The following is a 14,657-nucleotide window of genomic DNA, read 5'->3' as shown; positions in this document are numbered from 1 at the left end:
TCAACTTTGTTGTGAGGAGTCACCAATGAAAACTGTTGAACTGCAAGTCCAGGGCATGAGCTGTGGTTCATGTGTCAAACATGTCACTGAAGCGCTGCGCCCACTTGAAGGAGTCAGTGACGTAACAGTGGATCTACAAGCCGGACGGGTGAAGGTCAGCGGCGATTCGGACAACCATGCGCTGCTTGCAGCCCTGCAGGACGCAGGCTATCCAGCACAGCTGGCGACAGTGGAAAGTGTATCGAGTAAGAAAACCTCGGGCTGTGGCGGGAACGGCGGCGGTTGCTGCTGCCGGTAAGGATTATTTTTAAACTGGAGAACTCCCATGAATACCAGTCTGCGTATAGCTGCGTTCACGACTGTGGCTGCGGCAACTCAATGGCGCTTCCTTGGGAGCATGAACAGCTATAGCGCCTTCTTAACAACCTCTGACTTCATTCCTTGCAGATAACGAGCTTGGGCGCGGCCCCCCTGGGAGCTTAAGAGATGGATCCGACGACACCTGACGGTCGCTACGTTGTTGTCAAAGGGCAGCTGTGGCGTTGCACCAACCCGCTGCTAGATGAAGATGTGCGGCAGCGACTCGTCGACGAGCTCATGGCTGCGCGTCGTGAGGTAAAAGCAGCGAAAGCCTCCGGCGATTCTGGACAGTTGTTGGTGGCAAGGGCGAAGGTTCAGAAGGCCAAAGTCGCACTAGGGGAAAGAGGCCCGGTGTGGTGGAACGACGGCAGTCCTGACTTAAATAGACATAAGATTACCAACACATCCTATGCAGAGTGGTACCGCTCCCTGAGCACCAATTGCTGACCAGCACCTATAGCTTCGCCACAAATCCTTGACCACCACAAGCGGTGCAGTCCTCCTGAAGCTCGAAGCGATCAAAGCATGCCGGGCAAATACGAAACTTCGCCAGGTCAATCAATGGGCGAAGCTTTTCGAACGAGCGCAAGTCTCGGCTTTCTTTGGCCACGAGAGCGGTATCGATCAAGCCACGGTAGGAATCTGGATCATCCACTGGCTCGCGGAAAATTCCTTCGATAGTCCGCCCGGTTTCGACGAGCTCGTACTGTTGCCCGTCAGGCAACGTCAGCGTCAACCCTTTGATCCCCGCAATCATTCCGGATGGGCTGAAGACTAGATTCGCACCATCCGCATTTCGGTAAATCTTGCCGTCGTATGTTGCGATATTGGCCTCAGCGAGAGTGCTCACGTAGTAGAAAATCGACCGCCTGACTATGCCCAATATTTCTGCACTGCCATGTTTCACAACGTCGTACGCCGATGCACCGCAGTATCGAGCAGGAGCGTCAATCAACTCTTCTACAGCGTGCCAATAGGCAGCATTCGCCATTTCGTTCATGTCGAAGCACTGGAGATCATCGATGAGCCCCTCGGACGCCAGCGTGGCGGACATTTCGCGGAGCGTTTGCCGGTGTGCCTCTGGGTTCTCCATTCGGAAATCATGGTCGTCGAGGGTTGAGCGCCATTGCTGAAGCCTGAGCGCCTTGGCCTGATCGAAATTCATGGATTGGATTCACTACATAGATACTGGTTTTATGTACAGTATTATAGGCGACCATCTCAAGCTAGTTTTAGCCGACGAGCCGCAGATCAGGCCCCTGGGGAAAAACCCGCCTCGGGCGGTAAAGTAAAAACCAAGAACGGACGCTGAAGCCTCGGTGCACACGAGGGGATACCAATGGACTCGCCCATCGATATCGTAAACCTACGAGGTCGCGCTATCGCAGCGCATAAACCCTGAATTTTCTGACCTGAAAAGGGTAGCGCTCAGCCTTTGAAAAATACGGCGATCTTATTTCCCATCGGATCGCGAAGGTAGGCGACATAGAAGTCATCGGTGTATGCCTCTCGGATACCAGGCTTTCCTTCATCCGTCCCGCCGCTAGCAACGCCTACAGCATGCAACTCATTTACCTTCGCCCTGGGTTCGGCCCGCAGCGCCGGCATCATGCCATTTCCCGTTGGAGCGGGTTGGCCATTGAAGGACTGGGCGACGTGAACGCTTCCTGGCCCATTGGACTTGTCCGCAGTCTCGGGAAGCGAGAAACAGTAATGCCCCTCGGGTCGATCTTTCTCATAGCTAAGAGGCGATAGGATTGCATCGCACAACCGCGCAGAAGCCTCGACATCGTTGGCGCCAATGAACAGATAGCTGAGAATGGATTCCTCCTCGAAGGGGCATCAATGAATCAATGGCAATCGCTTTATTCATCCTGTGAACGAGCCCCCATGAAAGACAGGACACCGCTGCTAAGCTTATCCACAGTTGCTGATGCAAAAATCAGCAATCCGCCCTGGGTCAATTTTCAAAGTGGCTTAATCGAATGCCTGGACAACCTGTATGCCTAGGCACCATTCGCGGCCCCGCGCGGTTTGACTCCAACGAGGTAGTCATGCAAGACATAGAACTCCTTTTCCGAACGGCCATTGAGCGTGCCGGGTATACAACAGTTTTCTATGCGCTGGGCGAATTGGCGCAAGTGATGAATCCGGGCGAGCATCACCAAGGGCTCTGGATCAGCTACAAGAAAGAACGCATTGTTGTCCGATCTGACTCGTCAGGCTTTGTCTGCTTCAGAGTTGATTTAGCAAAAGAGCGCCTTGAGCAACTGCTTTAACAGGCTCAACTCCATCGCTTTTTGAGCACAAACGTTTGATGGCAAACACCTCGACAGCTATAAGTAGCCCAATCGCCGTCAACGGGGCATCGCCGCATCCTTCATCTTTTGGAGCGTGTTATCGACAGACTCGCGATTTCCGCATACGTAGATCACAGGGCACTGCAAACACACGCTAGTCTTCCTGTTCTCCCCGAGTGTCGATTTCGCCCAGCGCTCCCAGGTAAATCTTCCGGCAGGGCAGTTTGGAAATCAGCCCTCTTTCGAAAAGCATTCTAGGGATGTGCGATTACAAGCTCGACACTTCCCACAGCTCGGTGATTGGCTTCATTGCATCTGCATCGAATGAGTCGAGGTCGAAGTCCTGCGTTGCGATAAATGGCCCATCCCGGGCGTACCCCTCGAAAATGCCTGAGGCTACGCAGATGACTTCGCCTGCCTTGACGATCATGACACCACCTTAAAATTATTCAGGGCCTTCACCCTAGGTGAAGACGAACACGACCATCAATGCACACTCACGGGGTTAGGTCGTTCTGCCCTTGTGAGAGGCGCAGAAAATCGCGAAGGCTCGCACGCCCATTGCCACGTTGAAATGTTGCAAGCACGTACCGGCTATTTCGCGTAGTCATTACCCAAAACCGACCGTCCTTTTCGATTTTAATCACATCTGAAGTCCGAATCAGATGACCATCATCGAACCGTCCGTACTTTCCTTTTCCGTTGTGACCAAACACTACGCCTATCCCCGCTCGGGCTTTGATGGAGACTCCGCAGAGATAAGCGGTGACCGGCATATCGAAGCCTTGCGCCTGGGCTTGTGCGATTCGCGTGAGATCGAAATCTGTATGGCGTTTTCCGTGCAAATTTACATCTAATGTGTTCAGCATAATTGCGCTCCTTGGGCCGCTCGTATGGCGTGACCAAGAATCCGACACGGAATCATCAGCGCTGATGCCGTGCGGAAACCTTGGTAAATTTCAGGCTGCGCGGATCATGTCCGCGTGATAAATCGGACGAAGGTCGGTTAGCAAATCGCTTCGAAAGCCTGGTTGGTGAGAGCTGTGATACTTGGAGCCTGTCTCGACTTCAAGTAGGCAGACGAAGCACTCGTTCTCGTCTTCACCGAGCATTACTTTGGTCAGTGCCTCCATACGCCAGCCGCCGCTTCCGTTCATGTGAGCAGGAGTGACTACCTGAACATCGGTGACCATGATCTCGTCGTCCTGGGCAATCAGGATCTTCTGCAGTCGTGGTTCGCTGTCGACCATCAGAACCGCCTCGGTGATTCGGCCCTGCTGCTTGGCTTGGACGGTGACGTGATACCAGTGAGTACGGAGCACTCTTGATATCTGATGCCATTGGCATTGGCCTTCCCCAAACATACCCGGAAGACCGAGTATGTCGTCGTCATCTGTTCTAAACATTGTATGTCCTTGGGTCTCAAGGGGCTCTGATATGGAGCGCAGTTAGAAGAAGGAAAAAACGTCCTTCAGGCTGGCGGGTTGTTCATGACCAGGCCCAATCAAGACGTAAATCGTGTTTCTGGTTTCGAACATGCCATCGCTGAAACTTGTGCACATGCTTGAGCGAACCCAATCTCCTCGGTCGAAACGACCCTGGCTGTCCTCGACCACATTGTGAGCAAACACGATCATCGGGAGCTGTCCCAATGCATGAATCTTGGTGAGTTCGTCGGGTGTGACTTCCACGCGAAAAACTGTCCAATCTTCAACTAGGCAGTACGCCTTTCGGGGGAAGTGTTGGCTCGCCAGAGCTCGTGCTTCTGAGCTGCTCGATAGGCCTTCAAGGGGTGTCCGTGGCCCTTTCATAAAGTCGGGCTCTTCGACGCTAGCCATAAGGCCTCCACTCAGTAATTAACATCAAATTGACAATTCAACCCTCTCTGCCCACCGCTCACGATGGCTTGGCTGATCCACTGCAGCGCTGCGTTCTCGTGGCCGTGGCGCATGGGTAAGGCTATTAAACCTCTACATAAGCCCTAAGGCAATCATAATGAACCTAATTGGGCGTGTTATGACTGATCGGGGTGTGGCTTTATCCTCAGATTTGATTGGGGAAAAATACCGATGGATGCGGCAGAAGCACTGGCTGTCGTGGTTCGTGGAATTCGCAGAGGCCAAGGTCTGTCCCAAGAGGACATCAACAATCTCGGGCGCTCTCATTTCAGCCGGATAGAGCGGGGAGAAGTAAGTATTGGACTCGACGTCCTGGTGAGGCTCGCCGGGATCCTAGACCTCGATCCGGCTACGCTCCTGCTGATGGCGACCTCCATGCAAAATCACGAGTCATTCAAGGACGGCCAGAAACGTCTTACAAAGCAACTGGCAAGAATTAGAAAGGCAGGGATCGATCTTGAGATTGAGTCGCAGGCTCGAGCTGGAAAGCCACCTCCTGGGCGGCCTGCTCGTCCTGATGCGGCTAGAAATGCCATTGAGGCGAATCGATTGAAGCAGTGGGGAATTTCTGTTGTTGAGATCGCGGAAAGGTTGGGGCTTTCTGAAGCGACTGTTCGTAGGTATTTGAAAACAACCAAGCCCGAACAGCCGTGATTTTTGAATGACCAGCACCAGGCTGAAAATGTCCCAAGAAGGTTTGCTGTGGAAGACTGCTCTGGAACACCTTGGCCCCACAGAGCTACATCAAGTTGTGGTCGGCTTATGGTTAAAAGCTGGGCCTCCCGCTCGACCAACTGTCGAGTACCTGGATACCGACCACGTTGGCAATGACGTGCTGAATATACTGAGAATTGCCCAAGTATCTGTAGGTGCGATTGTGCCTTACAGGCCAGTTGAGTCAGGCAGGCTTGCGATCTATTCCGCTCACGCCGAGCATCTCGCCGACAAGCTGTTGCAGGTCATCCCAGTCGGAAAGCTGCCGCTTAGCTTGAGGGGTGCCAGGCTTGAGGTTGATCTGGGTATGTAGGTCGAACGCCCACTAATCAGAAGCCAGGAGTTTTTTAACTTCGGCAATGATCAAGTCGATGTTGAATGGCTTTGCCAACACCGCATCAAAGATCCGATCTCTGCATACCGAAGTGTGCCTGTGCACCGCTCATCAGATGATCGGAGAGCGTATGCAGGATTAATCAACGGGCGATGGAGTCCCAGAACCGGAAGTTCATCTTCTCTTCCATGTTCTGGATACTTTGTGCCACCTTGACCAGCGACTCATGCGGAAGATTTCCCAAGCGAGCTTGGGCCTGCACCTTAGCCAGGAGGTCTTTTCGCTGCTTGTCGCGATAGCGGTTCAGCTTCAGGCCAGCAATGAGTGCGTGAGCCTGCATTGCCATCATTTCCTTATACTGCTGGAAGAACGGGAGGAAGGGCCGCACGGTCTCGGTTATGTCCTGGCACACCTCGCCTTTGTCAGCGAGTTTGTCGAAATGACACGGATTGACCAAAACGCCCTGGGGGACTTTGATGCATCGAATCTTGCTGTCCCGGTAGACCTTGCTGACCAACTCCGAGCAGTAGGAGAATTTGGTGCCGGCCCCATTCGTAGGTCTGATGCTATATGGCTGCTGGAGGTAGTAAGCACAGCGCGTAAGCATGCGATTCCTATCTTCTTCGGTCACCGCGTTGAATCGAATGATCCGCCAGTTGCCCTCGACGTCACTCAGCACTTCTGCAATCGTACGGTGCTTGACGCCGACACCTGGGTTGGCATCGATGCAAACGACGTCTGCGTGCACCATCGCCACATGGCTCGCCCTCGCTTTCGAATAAAAAGGGATCTGGGCTGCCACTAAGGCTTTGGATCGAAACTTCTTACCCGTAACCAGGATGACGTCACCGCTCTGGAGAATCCCGCTGAACTCGCTCATTTTGGAAAAGTATTCATTCTCTTCACGCCTGATCATCGCTCGGTACACGGGGAACTGATGCTCAGGTACGCCGCTAATTCGGGCCACAAAGTCGATTTCATCATCAGGCCTGGCTGCAAACTCTTCAAATGACTTGGCAGCTTTTTCCTCGTTGGCAATGAGCTTAAAAACACCGGCGCGAGCTAGATTGCGAAACTCTTCCGCAACCTCTTCTAAATTCTTCACTAAAGCTTCCTTTGCCTGTTTTGAGTGTGATGGCACAGGGCCGTTCGGGTCGTGAGAATTCCACTTCCCAGATTCGGAGTCAAAGGATCTGCTGCAGGCATCGCCGGACGGGCCTCTGGAAATGGTTCCGGCCCTTGAGGTCGTTGGAATCGTGGATCCAGCAGCAGGCCACTCCTCGATTACTGCAAAAAGATGAAGACTTAAAAGTGGTCTGAAATGAGCAACGCCAAAGCTGCCCAAGCAAATAAATGACGCCATAGAATCGTCAGTTTCAAATGCTGAGAGCGGGTGTTCAAAGGGAAATACGGTTATGCGAAGGGAGAGTGTTTCAAGTTGTTTCCGGTCTGCAAGGTCGTAGCCCGCGATTTATAAGGCCTGGCCATCCATACAGGAGAAAAATGGATCCAGCTCACAGGTTGCGCACAAGTTATCCACAGCTTTGTCATCTTGCAATGTAAAGTCGACCACACTATCTTGTGGTTCAGCAAGCCAAAGGCACCATATGTTGTGTTTTTGGCGGGTGAGCTACGGATTCAGAAAGACAGCGGGCATGTATGCGAAGTTTGGTCGCCGAGCACACATGTCCGCCTACCCTGAGCCAATGCGTACATTGGTGGGAAGCGCATTAGAGAAAAATCCGACTTTGGATGTCAACCATTCAGCTCGGTTTTCCGCTCAAGGGTTGCTCCTGCCTACTCAATCTTATACAGATCCAGGAGCACCTAACCGTGCCGAAAAATACTAAACAAACTTCGACTTCCGTGGCCAGCTTGGCCTCCAAAATCCTCCGCAACGATAGCTCCTCGGCCATTCAGAAAGAATTGGCAGGTTCGGCTATGGCTCAGGCCGCGACCGGTAAGCAAACTGGTGCCGATATGGAGACCAAGGCCAGCCAAGTCCTTGACAGCAACAAGTACAGCGCCACCACCAAGACCCTCGCTGCCTCGGTACTCGCGCAATCGAACAAAGAGCGGGGTGAGTAACATGGCCCAGTATTACGTTAACCGCAATGCACAGAGCAACGGTGACCATGAGGTGCATACCAGTACATGCATCTTTTTGCCGGCACTCCACAACCGCCATGATCTTGGCCATCACACCACCTGTGTAACTGCTGTGCGCCAGGCTCGCAACACGTACCGGCAATCGAACGGTTGCCGGACGTGTTCCTCGGTATGCCACACCCAGTAGCTAGAGTCTCGAACTCAGGTTTCTGACTTTTGGGTGAGCCGGCTGCTCCATGGGCGGGCCCCCATTTTTATTGAATGTGAGTTTTCCAGGATTTGCACTATGAGCTATTTGGTTTATTGCACGTTTGATTTGAAGAACGCGTCGTCGAAGGATTATGAAAACGCGTATGCGGATCTGCTGCGTATCGGCCTGGCGAAGGTGGCCAAGGCGGATGAAGGGCATAACGTGGTGATCCCAACTACGTCGACGATGGGTTTCTTCAACAGCACTAGCGTCACCGCTGTTCGTAAATCTGTCCTCGATTCAGTCAAAAAAGCTTTTGCCGCCCGGAGGTTCACCTCGGAGATTTTTATTGTGGTCGGAGACGACTGGGCGTGGGGAGCAGAGACGACTTAACGGGCGGGGGGCGGGCGGGCGACTATGAAGGAGCGGCGAGTCCCGCCCTATCTTTCCGTTGTTGCATAGCATACGGGTACTGTCGATGAGATTTCCCAGAGAAACAGAACGCTTAGGAATGGCCGCGCTGTTACTCAATAAGATCCAAAACGATCCCGACGATCTGTCCGCAGTCCGGGGCCTCCAGAGCTTCCTGCTGAGGCAAGTCATCACTGTCGAGCACCGAATCAAGCGGCTAAAGAAGGCCAAGGGCAGGATGCTTTCTTTGAAGAGGAGAGGATCGACGAAGGCTAGATCTGCTGTTCTCAAGAAGTTCGCCTCAAAGGTCGAGGATCGTATTCAAGATCTCCATCAACTACTTTTCCTTTGGAAGTGCTTCGGTGACGGCATTGCCTGCGTATATCAGAGCCCCTACAGCCTGAAGCACCTGTACTTCGATGGCGAGTACGGGGTTAAAAGCGATCCAGGCTTCATGCTTGGTAAGGCTGGATTCATCAACGAGTATCGCCTACTGCGAAAGGCTCTCGCGATGAACGTCCCTGCGATCCTTTCCGACCTCACGAATGTCATCAGGCATGGCGATATCTGTTTGATGGGTGCTGCAGATCCAGTGCCGTTGGAAGTAAAAAGCTCGGCTAATACGAACGCCAGGGTGCGTAGACAGCAGGAGCAGCTGCGGATACTGCATGAGTTTTTCAGAGACGACGGGGCGGCGAACTTCAGAGGGGTGCCTAACACCAAGCGCATCGAGGTTTCGATTCCCCTCGTCAGCTACGAGGAACAAATCAACGAGTGTATGTCGGAGGCGCAAGTTCGCGGCACGGCAGCTCTGAGTCCTGAACCTGGTCTGACGTACATATGTGGGCGGAACGATACCCGGTGGGCTCAGTCGATTATTGACCTAGTGATGCAACACCAAACCGCGACCACCCTGGTCGTCGCCCTAACTCCCGAGTCAACGTGGCTTCCCTGTAAGTCATTTACAGTTTCAATGTCGCCGGCCAATACCGTGCTGTTCATGCAGGAGAGATTTACCTGTCTTGTCTTAATAGAATTGGCTGTGGTCAAGCAACTGCTGGACGAGCGGGCCTTGGAGCCGGTGATCATCATGGACGGCGAGAGCGCCATTCAGATCGCACCTCGGATGAACAAGGTCAGAGGTAATGCCGAAACTAGGGGAGTCGCCGACGACTGGAAAGACAGAGTAGGTATTTTCCGTATCAGCGAGCTTCATTTCTTGAGAACCGCCACCCAGTTCGAGTCACTGCGATGGTTCGCCGATAGCTTGGCTGGACAAGTGGAAACCATGCGCAGCGAGGAGCCGCTAGAGGTGAAGGACGGCGATCCATTCTTGTTGGAGGTTCCTGAGGAATGGCTGATGGCTACGGATTGTCTGGCGACTTTGCCTGATCATTGAGATTCGCCTTGTGGCCCTCGATCCAATCTGACATCCACTATTTGCGGCAGTCTTCAGAACGGTAGATCTTCATCCCTAATAGGCACAGGTTCCACCGGAGGATGTGGCGTCAGCGCTTGATAAATGCTCTCAAGGCGAACCTGTAGCTCATCGAAGGTGATCACAAGTACATCCTTGAGCCCGTTTCGATATTGCTCGAAAGCTTCCTGCTTATCCTCTTCTTCCGGGTTGCGGCCAATTATGACAATGGCCGCAACCGCATGGGCATGAACACGTTCTTTGAGGCCATGCGCTAGCCCGAAGATCTCGCGCTGAACATTGCCACGCTGACTGATGATCTGCCCGACTGAACCGCTGAGCTCATAGGAGGGGACATAGGTTTTCCGGTATTGCTTCCCAAGCAGGTCTTGCTGGGGATGTTTGATCTCGATCAGGGCGAGATTGCCGGTGGCCTTCGCTGCCATGAGGAAGTCGGAATACTGGCCACCTCGGCCACTGAGATTCTTTCCACCTACGTAGGGTTGGTCGGCGATTTTTTTAACGGGATACCCAAACGCCATGTCGAGAATGAATGGGTTTTCGCTGAGGAAGGTCTGCCATTTCGGCTCCCCAACTTTGCTTTCCATCATCTTCTTATAGACGCCAATGAGCTGGCCGAGGGTAACCAGTTCAATCTCTGCCTTCAGGTTGTACAGGGTGCGAGGTGGGGATTTCGCCAGGGTTGGAACGCTCTGTTGCGCAAGTTTAACTGCCTGCTGTTGGTCTCTCGGAGAAAGACTAGGCGTCACCGAGCCGAGTGAAACCAAGCTGGCAAGCAGATCCGGGGATAGCTTTCGCGACTGGGCTGGATAAAGCTCTGGCGCTGCTTGATGGAGCAAGCTCGTATAACAGACGAGTTTTTTGTCCGCAGCAGTCTCTCGCTGATGCCGTTGGGTCAAGCGATCTAAGCTCTTCTTCAACTGCTCAAGTCGATCAATTCCCAGGTAGAACTCGTTGGCTTTAACTTTCGCATCCTTGCTACCGTTTCCGCCGTGCAGGATGAGCGTGTCCACTCCCTCTAAATTACTCACGGCATTTACTAGGTATCGGTATTCGTAGTGAAACCCTAGCCCGTAGCGCCAGTCCTTCGATAGCCCCGCTGGTATACCACTCAGCAGCTCATCGACTTCGAACTGGTCGGTTGGATGTGCATAAGGCTTGTACACGGGCCTGGTAATGATGATCGACGTGACGGTGTCGTATCTGGGCTGGGCGTATTCAGGATGTTCCGACCGGGCGTTGATGGGATAAAGCGTCAAATACTCTGGAGCTACCTCCAAAATCAGATGCCAACCAGGCGCATCATCTGACAGAGCGACATCGCTGTAGTAGACACGAGACGTGCCATAGATCTCGTCACTAAACGCTTCATACTCATCATCTGACTCAATGATCTTGCGTTCATCCTCTGTTAGCACCACGACGTCATCAAGATCAATACGGAGAAAAGGGCCGCCATCGGTGCGCTGTTGCATAGCGTATTGGGAGGGGCGCATAGAAGGCATTTGTTGTCATCCCTGATCACAAGATCATCTGTTGAAGGCTAGTTTGTCGTCGTACTGCGAGGTACTAGGCCAGTGTATCGATCCCCCAGCCTTTGAAGATGGCGAAAGGGCAACGTGTCGGTGCAAAGGCTATGATTGTTGATCATCTCCTGTGAAGAGCTCGTGATACGCTCTCCCACACAGCCAACGTGGCCCTGACGCAGTTAGAACGGGATTGGGTCGTCGAATTGGATGGAGGCTTTTCTCGGCATCTGCGGCACAGTCAAAGGAGACACCACGAAAAGGTTAGTGATGTCCTCTCTGTCCATGAAGAGGATCTGACTTCGTTTGGATTGATCGAGCTTACCGCCAATCCAATTTCGAGCAGCCTTGGTGATTTCGCCACCTGCGACGATAAAAGCGTGATCGACCAGTACACGCCTATTGAGCTCTGAGTCGAAGATCTCGTGCCCCAGCATCATCAGCACCTGGTTGTGGATCTCGGCGACGTTCGCCTGCCCGGTTTTCGTTACCCCGGACGAATCGAGCTTCCCCTTCTTCACCTGGATGCCAAAGTAGATGACGTGCTGGGTAGGAAGCGTGAACTTCATCCAGATGTCCTTGCCGTACTCCAAGGCCTTGTCTTTATGGCCGACAGATGTGATTCGAGCGAAACCCAGCTGTCGGAACAGTGGAAGCAATACATGCTCGATCAAATTGTCCTCTGAGCACTGATCCAGGTATGCAACAAGCTGGTTCTTCTTATCAATTTCTGCGGCGGAGAGGGGACGGTGAGGACTCGCGGATTCGTTCCCCACGGTGCCGGTGCCGGAGTGACGCAGATAGCACTGATCGTCGTCCCCGTAGAATGCTTCGAAGCCCTCGCGTTTGATCGCTCCGTTTAGCGCCTTGAGCGCATTTAGGCGGGGTGGCTTTTCATTGAAAGCATCCTCGCTATCCATAAGAAGGCGAATTACACGGAGCATGGCATCTGGTGGCATCAAAGTATTTGAACTTGGGAAATCCAGGATCTTTTGCAGGGCATCCGCAACCCAGAATCGGCGAGTAGAGCCGTCATGGACGAACTCAGTATCGGAATCCCTGAAGAAACGAGTCAGGTTTGGGCCGGTGAGGTAGCGGAAATAGCCTTCTGTATTGTCCCCGCAAATCAGCTCCGCGACTTGCTCCGTCGTGCGCGCCTTCCATTTCATACGTCGCCCCACCCAATTTGCCAATCCAGATTGTTGATCCATGCATCTGATCAGGATAACCCTTTCCTTGAGCGCACTGGCGCGAACATGCCGGCGATGAGCTTGGCGTCGAGCAGAGCGTGGTGGGGCAGCTCTTCCCCATCGCTGGAAGGGGCAAGCAACGTTGCGTCGGTAGGATAATTGCGAGCGTTTCTGGGCCAGCGCCTGTCCTCATATCGAAATCGAGCTGGGGATTTGACGTCCATACATGCTTCCAGGCGACACCTTAGACCAGCCATCCGGGTAGAATTGGGCGAGCTAGTTACCGCCCTTTGAGATGTTCTATGAACGCCGAGTTGACTGAAGAAGAAATGCGTCGCGCATTGTTCGGTACTGCCCTGCCTGAAAGCCAGGTGCCTGCGCCAGCACAGGAGCCGGTGCTAGAAGTTGTGTTCACCAAGCCGGTAGCGGCTCCCGTAGCCAAGAAGAAACCGGCGAAAGCGTTTACACCTAGGCTCAAGGTTACGCTACGAGTCGGGAACGAGTTCGAGGGAAAAACCTACGAGCTGATTCACGAGGCCGATACGTTGAGCTCGCTGCTGGCTGAGCAAGATGCTGTGAAGGTTGCCAGGAAGAAGTACAAGTACGTGGAAGTGATCTCGGTCGGATCGATGTAGATACCGCAGCTGAGGTGATCAGGTTGAGTCGTGCGTCTGCCCAATCACATACCGTGGCGTGCGTGCGTGCGTGCGTGCGTGCGAGTGTAGCGGCCCTGCTGGTTGATCACATAGTCAGCTTACTATGTGGTCAAATTTTAGCTCAGCTCACCCAGCTTTCAGCTGTATGCGGCGCCGGATGGTCTTTCGGTTTTTGCTGCTGATGCGATTATCTCAGCCGCGACGTCAGTGAGCTCGACTAAGCGCTCATTTGTCACATCCAGCGTCGTGTGATTCTGCCATGGCTCGCTCGCAACAAAATCAGCCAGGGTAAATAGCTTTTCAAGGAACCTTCCGACAAGCTGCTTCGCCTCTCTGTATATCTCTACAAAAAGCGCCCTTGTTTGGTAGGAAAGGTCATTGTACTTGGCTGTTGGTTCTTTCCTTATCCCTGCCAAGATAACGAGCAGTTCTTCTGCTTTACCTTTATCGGTGATACCTGAGTGATCAATAACTCCGTTTTCGTAGATGCGGTCGAGTTCCTCACCAAGGTCTTTTCCGAACGTCTTTTTATACCACTCGATCTCAACAATCACCCCGGCGAGCAGTACCCTGATCCTTCTTGAAAGGTAATCATCAACCGCTTCAGCTGTGTCCAGCCGGCTCGGCGCTGTCGGGTAGACTGTTGCATGCCCTGAGGCCTTGCCGCTCTTACGCTCGATGAATATCTGTCCGACGCTGAACCCCATTTCCCTAGCCATCAGCCAGTGGCCAAGTTCATGATGGATCACCCGGCTATCGTCCATTGCGTGTTTTGTCACTGGCAACGCCATAACTATCTCCAGTTTCACCTATGATGGTGGCTGATCTTTGTTCTCAAATTGATGACTTGGTTACCATTTGTTCACGCATCGATAGGTTTTTTTGACGACAAGGCGTCGGCTTCAGCCTCAAGGTCGACAAGTCGCTCGTCAGTCACGATGAGCCTGCCATTGCTCCAATTCTCATTGACGGCCAGGTTAGTCAAGATGAAGATCTTTTCCGATAACTCATTGAAGATGTTCAGTGTCTCCTGATAAATCTCAATGAAAATTTCATGCTTTTGATCTTCAAGAAAATCGTCATTTTCGCTCGGTACGCGTTCGATCCCGCAGAGAATTATCAGCAGCTCTTGGAGCTTGTCGTGGTCGGTAAGTCTGGCGCCATCAGTGATCCCATTGACGCAGATTGAGGTGACATGAGCTTGCGGCAACTCGAAGCCTAGGAGTTTTTCGAACCATTGAACCTCACTGATTACGCCAGCACAGAGAGCCATGATCCTTTTCCTCAAATGGTCAGCAATGGCAGCAGATGAATCGAGCTTGGTTGAAGCCTTTGAGCGATTTTTTGACAGGCTAGAGGGTTGCCCAAAACGCGTCCCTACGAATAATTGACCAGTTTCAAAACCGAGCTTTTTGGACATTAGGCGCTGAGCGATATCGTGGTGAGCTACACGATCTTCTTGCTGTTCATTGGTCAGTGTCGGTAGGGGCGCTAGCTCCATTGTGAATCTCCTAGGCAAGACACCAGTTCA

Annotated in this window: 19 protein-coding genes and 1 pseudogene; 8 read left to right on the top strand and 12 right to left on the bottom strand. The window is 52.8% G+C overall.

The genetic code is table 11. The annotated features are described in order from the left end of the window. Positions 1–25: 25 nt before the first annotated feature. Both BZ163_RS27950 and BZ163_RS27945 read left to right on the top strand, forming a co-directional pair. Positions 26–298, top strand: coding sequence for a heavy-metal-associated domain-containing protein (locus BZ163_RS27950; RefSeq protein WP_128873594.1), 273 nt, complete (start codon positions 26–28; stop codon positions 296–298). A 188-nt stretch (positions 299–486) separates the two neighbouring features. Beyond that, entirely contained in the window at positions 487–807 is a 321-nt protein-coding gene (locus BZ163_RS27945; RefSeq protein ID WP_128873593.1) for a hypothetical protein, read from the top strand. A gap of 7 nt (positions 808–814) precedes the next feature. On the opposite strand, the gene BZ163_RS27940 is transcribed toward BZ163_RS27945, so the two are convergent. Continuing rightward, on the bottom strand, positions 815–1,525 hold the full coding sequence (locus BZ163_RS27940) for a hypothetical protein (RefSeq protein WP_128873592.1): 711 nt from the start codon (positions 1,523–1,525) through the stop codon (positions 815–817). Positions 1,526–1,788: 263 nt separating this feature from the next. Beyond that, positions 1,789–1,971 carry a hypothetical protein gene (locus BZ163_RS36080; RefSeq protein WP_224791014.1) on the bottom strand — a complete coding sequence of 61 codons (183 nt, stop codon included), beginning with the start codon at positions 1,969–1,971 and terminating at the stop codon, positions 1,789–1,791. A 443-nt stretch (positions 1,972–2,414) separates the two neighbouring features. Here BZ163_RS36080 and BZ163_RS27930 point away from each other — a divergent pair, with 443 nt between their 5' ends. Then, positions 2,415–2,639 (top strand): hypothetical protein, encoded by a 225-nt coding sequence (locus BZ163_RS27930; RefSeq protein WP_128873590.1) that lies wholly within the window; start codon positions 2,415–2,417, stop codon positions 2,637–2,639. 289 nt (positions 2,640–2,928) lie between these two features. On the opposite strand, the gene BZ163_RS36075 is transcribed toward BZ163_RS27930, so the two are convergent. From BZ163_RS36075 to BZ163_RS27905, 4 genes are all read right to left on the bottom strand, one after another. Continuing rightward, complete coding sequence (locus BZ163_RS36075; RefSeq protein ID WP_256579157.1) at positions 2,929–3,090, bottom strand: hypothetical protein; 162 nt, start codon at positions 3,088–3,090, stop codon at positions 2,929–2,931. Positions 3,091–3,157: 67 nt separating this feature from the next. Next, positions 3,158–3,529 carry a hypothetical protein gene (locus tag BZ163_RS27915; RefSeq protein WP_128873589.1) on the bottom strand — a complete coding sequence of 124 codons (372 nt, stop codon included), beginning with the start codon at positions 3,527–3,529 and terminating at the stop codon, positions 3,158–3,160. Between the two features lie 90 nt (positions 3,530–3,619). Beyond that, positions 3,620–4,066: a hypothetical protein gene (locus tag BZ163_RS27910; RefSeq protein WP_128873588.1), complete on the bottom strand. Its 447-nt coding sequence runs from the start codon at positions 4,064–4,066 to the stop codon at positions 3,620–3,622. 42 nt (positions 4,067–4,108) lie between these two features. After that, entirely contained in the window at positions 4,109–4,498 is a 390-nt protein-coding gene (locus BZ163_RS27905; protein ID WP_128873587.1) for a hypothetical protein, read from the bottom strand. 231 nt (positions 4,499–4,729) lie between these two features. Between BZ163_RS27905 and BZ163_RS27900 the strand changes: the two genes are divergently transcribed. Beyond that, positions 4,730–5,212: a helix-turn-helix domain-containing protein gene (locus tag BZ163_RS27900; RefSeq protein ID WP_128873586.1), complete on the top strand. Its 483-nt coding sequence runs from the start codon at positions 4,730–4,732 to the stop codon at positions 5,210–5,212. Between the two features lie 385 nt (positions 5,213–5,597). Here BZ163_RS27900 and BZ163_RS36070 read toward each other — a convergent pair. Both BZ163_RS36070 and BZ163_RS27885 read right to left on the bottom strand, forming a co-directional pair. After that, a pseudogene (locus BZ163_RS36070) lies at positions 5,598–5,721 on the bottom strand (response regulator); the annotation flags it as partial. 27 nt (positions 5,722–5,748) lie between these two features. Beyond that, positions 5,749–6,711, bottom strand: coding sequence for a YiiX/YebB-like N1pC/P60 family cysteine hydrolase (locus BZ163_RS27885; protein WP_168187415.1), 963 nt, complete (start codon positions 6,709–6,711; stop codon positions 5,749–5,751). 728 nt (positions 6,712–7,439) lie between these two features. Between BZ163_RS27885 and BZ163_RS27880 the strand changes: the two genes are divergently transcribed. From BZ163_RS27880 to BZ163_RS27865, 3 genes are all read left to right on the top strand, one after another. Continuing rightward, positions 7,440–7,694: a hypothetical protein gene (locus tag BZ163_RS27880; RefSeq protein ID WP_128873584.1), complete on the top strand. Its 255-nt coding sequence runs from the start codon at positions 7,440–7,442 to the stop codon at positions 7,692–7,694. A gap of 307 nt (positions 7,695–8,001) precedes the next feature. After that, complete coding sequence (locus BZ163_RS27870; protein ID WP_128873583.1) at positions 8,002–8,298, top strand: hypothetical protein; 297 nt, start codon at positions 8,002–8,004, stop codon at positions 8,296–8,298. 118 nt (positions 8,299–8,416) lie between these two features. After that, positions 8,417–9,715 (top strand): hypothetical protein, encoded by a 1,299-nt coding sequence (locus BZ163_RS27865; RefSeq protein ID WP_178110512.1) that lies wholly within the window; start codon positions 8,417–8,419, stop codon positions 9,713–9,715. Between the two features lie 53 nt (positions 9,716–9,768). Here BZ163_RS27865 and BZ163_RS27860 read toward each other — a convergent pair whose 3' ends face one another. Further along, positions 9,769–11,259: a Shedu immune nuclease family protein gene (locus tag BZ163_RS27860; protein WP_128873581.1), complete on the bottom strand. Its 1,491-nt coding sequence runs from the start codon at positions 11,257–11,259 to the stop codon at positions 9,769–9,771. 203 nt (positions 11,260–11,462) lie between these two features. Beyond that, complete coding sequence (locus BZ163_RS27855) at positions 11,463–12,491, bottom strand: hypothetical protein (protein WP_256579156.1); 1,029 nt, start codon at positions 12,489–12,491, stop codon at positions 11,463–11,465. A gap of 281 nt (positions 12,492–12,772) precedes the next feature. On the opposite strand from BZ163_RS27855, the gene BZ163_RS27845 reads away from it, so the two are divergent. Continuing rightward, complete coding sequence (locus BZ163_RS27845; RefSeq protein WP_128873579.1) at positions 12,773–13,105, top strand: hypothetical protein; 333 nt, start codon at positions 12,773–12,775, stop codon at positions 13,103–13,105. A gap of 158 nt (positions 13,106–13,263) precedes the next feature. On the opposite strand, the gene BZ163_RS27840 is transcribed toward BZ163_RS27845, so the two are convergent. Together BZ163_RS27840 and BZ163_RS27835 are read right to left on the bottom strand one after the other, a co-directional pair. Next, positions 13,264–13,917 carry a hypothetical protein gene (locus BZ163_RS27840; RefSeq protein WP_128873578.1) on the bottom strand — a complete coding sequence of 218 codons (654 nt, stop codon included), beginning with the start codon at positions 13,915–13,917 and terminating at the stop codon, positions 13,264–13,266. 71 nt (positions 13,918–13,988) lie between these two features. After that, entirely contained in the window at positions 13,989–14,627 is a 639-nt protein-coding gene (locus tag BZ163_RS27835; protein ID WP_128873577.1) for a hypothetical protein, read from the bottom strand. Positions 14,628–14,657: the final 30 nt, after the last annotated feature.

Origin of the sequence: Pseudomonas sp. VI4.1, assembly GCF_002029345.1 — a bacterium.
Classification (GTDB): Bacteria; Pseudomonadota; Gammaproteobacteria; order Pseudomonadales; family Pseudomonadaceae; genus Aquipseudomonas.
This window is presented reverse-complemented; position numbering and strand designations above follow the sequence as displayed.

Excerpts from the sequence above, each read along its gene's own strand:
- BZ163_RS27950 (WP_128873594.1), top strand. The coding sequence starts at position 26 with ATGAAAACTGTTGAACTGCAAGTCCAGGGCATGAGCTGTGGTTCATGT.
- BZ163_RS27945 (WP_128873593.1), top strand. The coding sequence starts at position 487 with ATGGATCCGACGACACCTGACGGTCGCTACGTTGTTGTCAAAGGGCAG.
- BZ163_RS27940 (WP_128873592.1), bottom strand. The coding sequence starts at position 1,525 with ATGAATTTCGATCAGGCCAAGGCGCTCAGGCTTCAGCAATGGCGCTCA.
- BZ163_RS36080 (WP_224791014.1), bottom strand. The coding sequence starts at position 1,971 with ATGATGCCGGCGCTGCGGGCCGAACCCAGGGCGAAGGTAAATGAGTTG.
- BZ163_RS27930 (WP_128873590.1), top strand. The coding sequence starts at position 2,415 with ATGCAAGACATAGAACTCCTTTTCCGAACGGCCATTGAGCGTGCCGGG.
- BZ163_RS36075 (WP_256579157.1), bottom strand. The coding sequence starts at position 3,090 with ATGATCGTCAAGGCAGGCGAAGTCATCTGCGTAGCCTCAGGCATTTTC.
- BZ163_RS27915 (WP_128873589.1), bottom strand. The coding sequence starts at position 3,529 with ATGCTGAACACATTAGATGTAAATTTGCACGGAAAACGCCATACAGAT.
- BZ163_RS27910 (WP_128873588.1), bottom strand. The coding sequence starts at position 4,066 with ATGTTTAGAACAGATGACGACGACATACTCGGTCTTCCGGGTATGTTT.
- BZ163_RS27905 (WP_128873587.1), bottom strand. The coding sequence starts at position 4,498 with ATGGCTAGCGTCGAAGAGCCCGACTTTATGAAAGGGCCACGGACACCC.
- BZ163_RS27900 (WP_128873586.1), top strand. The coding sequence starts at position 4,730 with ATGGATGCGGCAGAAGCACTGGCTGTCGTGGTTCGTGGAATTCGCAGA.
- BZ163_RS27870 (WP_128873583.1), top strand. The coding sequence starts at position 8,002 with ATGAGCTATTTGGTTTATTGCACGTTTGATTTGAAGAACGCGTCGTCG.
- BZ163_RS27865 (WP_178110512.1), top strand. The coding sequence starts at position 8,417 with ATGGCCGCGCTGTTACTCAATAAGATCCAAAACGATCCCGACGATCTG.
- BZ163_RS27860 (WP_128873581.1), bottom strand. The coding sequence starts at position 11,259 with ATGCCTTCTATGCGCCCCTCCCAATACGCTATGCAACAGCGCACCGAT.
- BZ163_RS27855 (WP_256579156.1), bottom strand. The coding sequence starts at position 12,491 with ATGGATCAACAATCTGGATTGGCAAATTGGGTGGGGCGACGTATGAAA.
- BZ163_RS27845 (WP_128873579.1), top strand. The coding sequence starts at position 12,773 with ATGAACGCCGAGTTGACTGAAGAAGAAATGCGTCGCGCATTGTTCGGT.
- BZ163_RS27840 (WP_128873578.1), bottom strand. The coding sequence starts at position 13,917 with ATGGCGTTGCCAGTGACAAAACACGCAATGGACGATAGCCGGGTGATC.
- BZ163_RS27835 (WP_128873577.1), bottom strand. The coding sequence starts at position 14,627 with ATGGAGCTAGCGCCCCTACCGACACTGACCAATGAACAGCAAGAAGAT.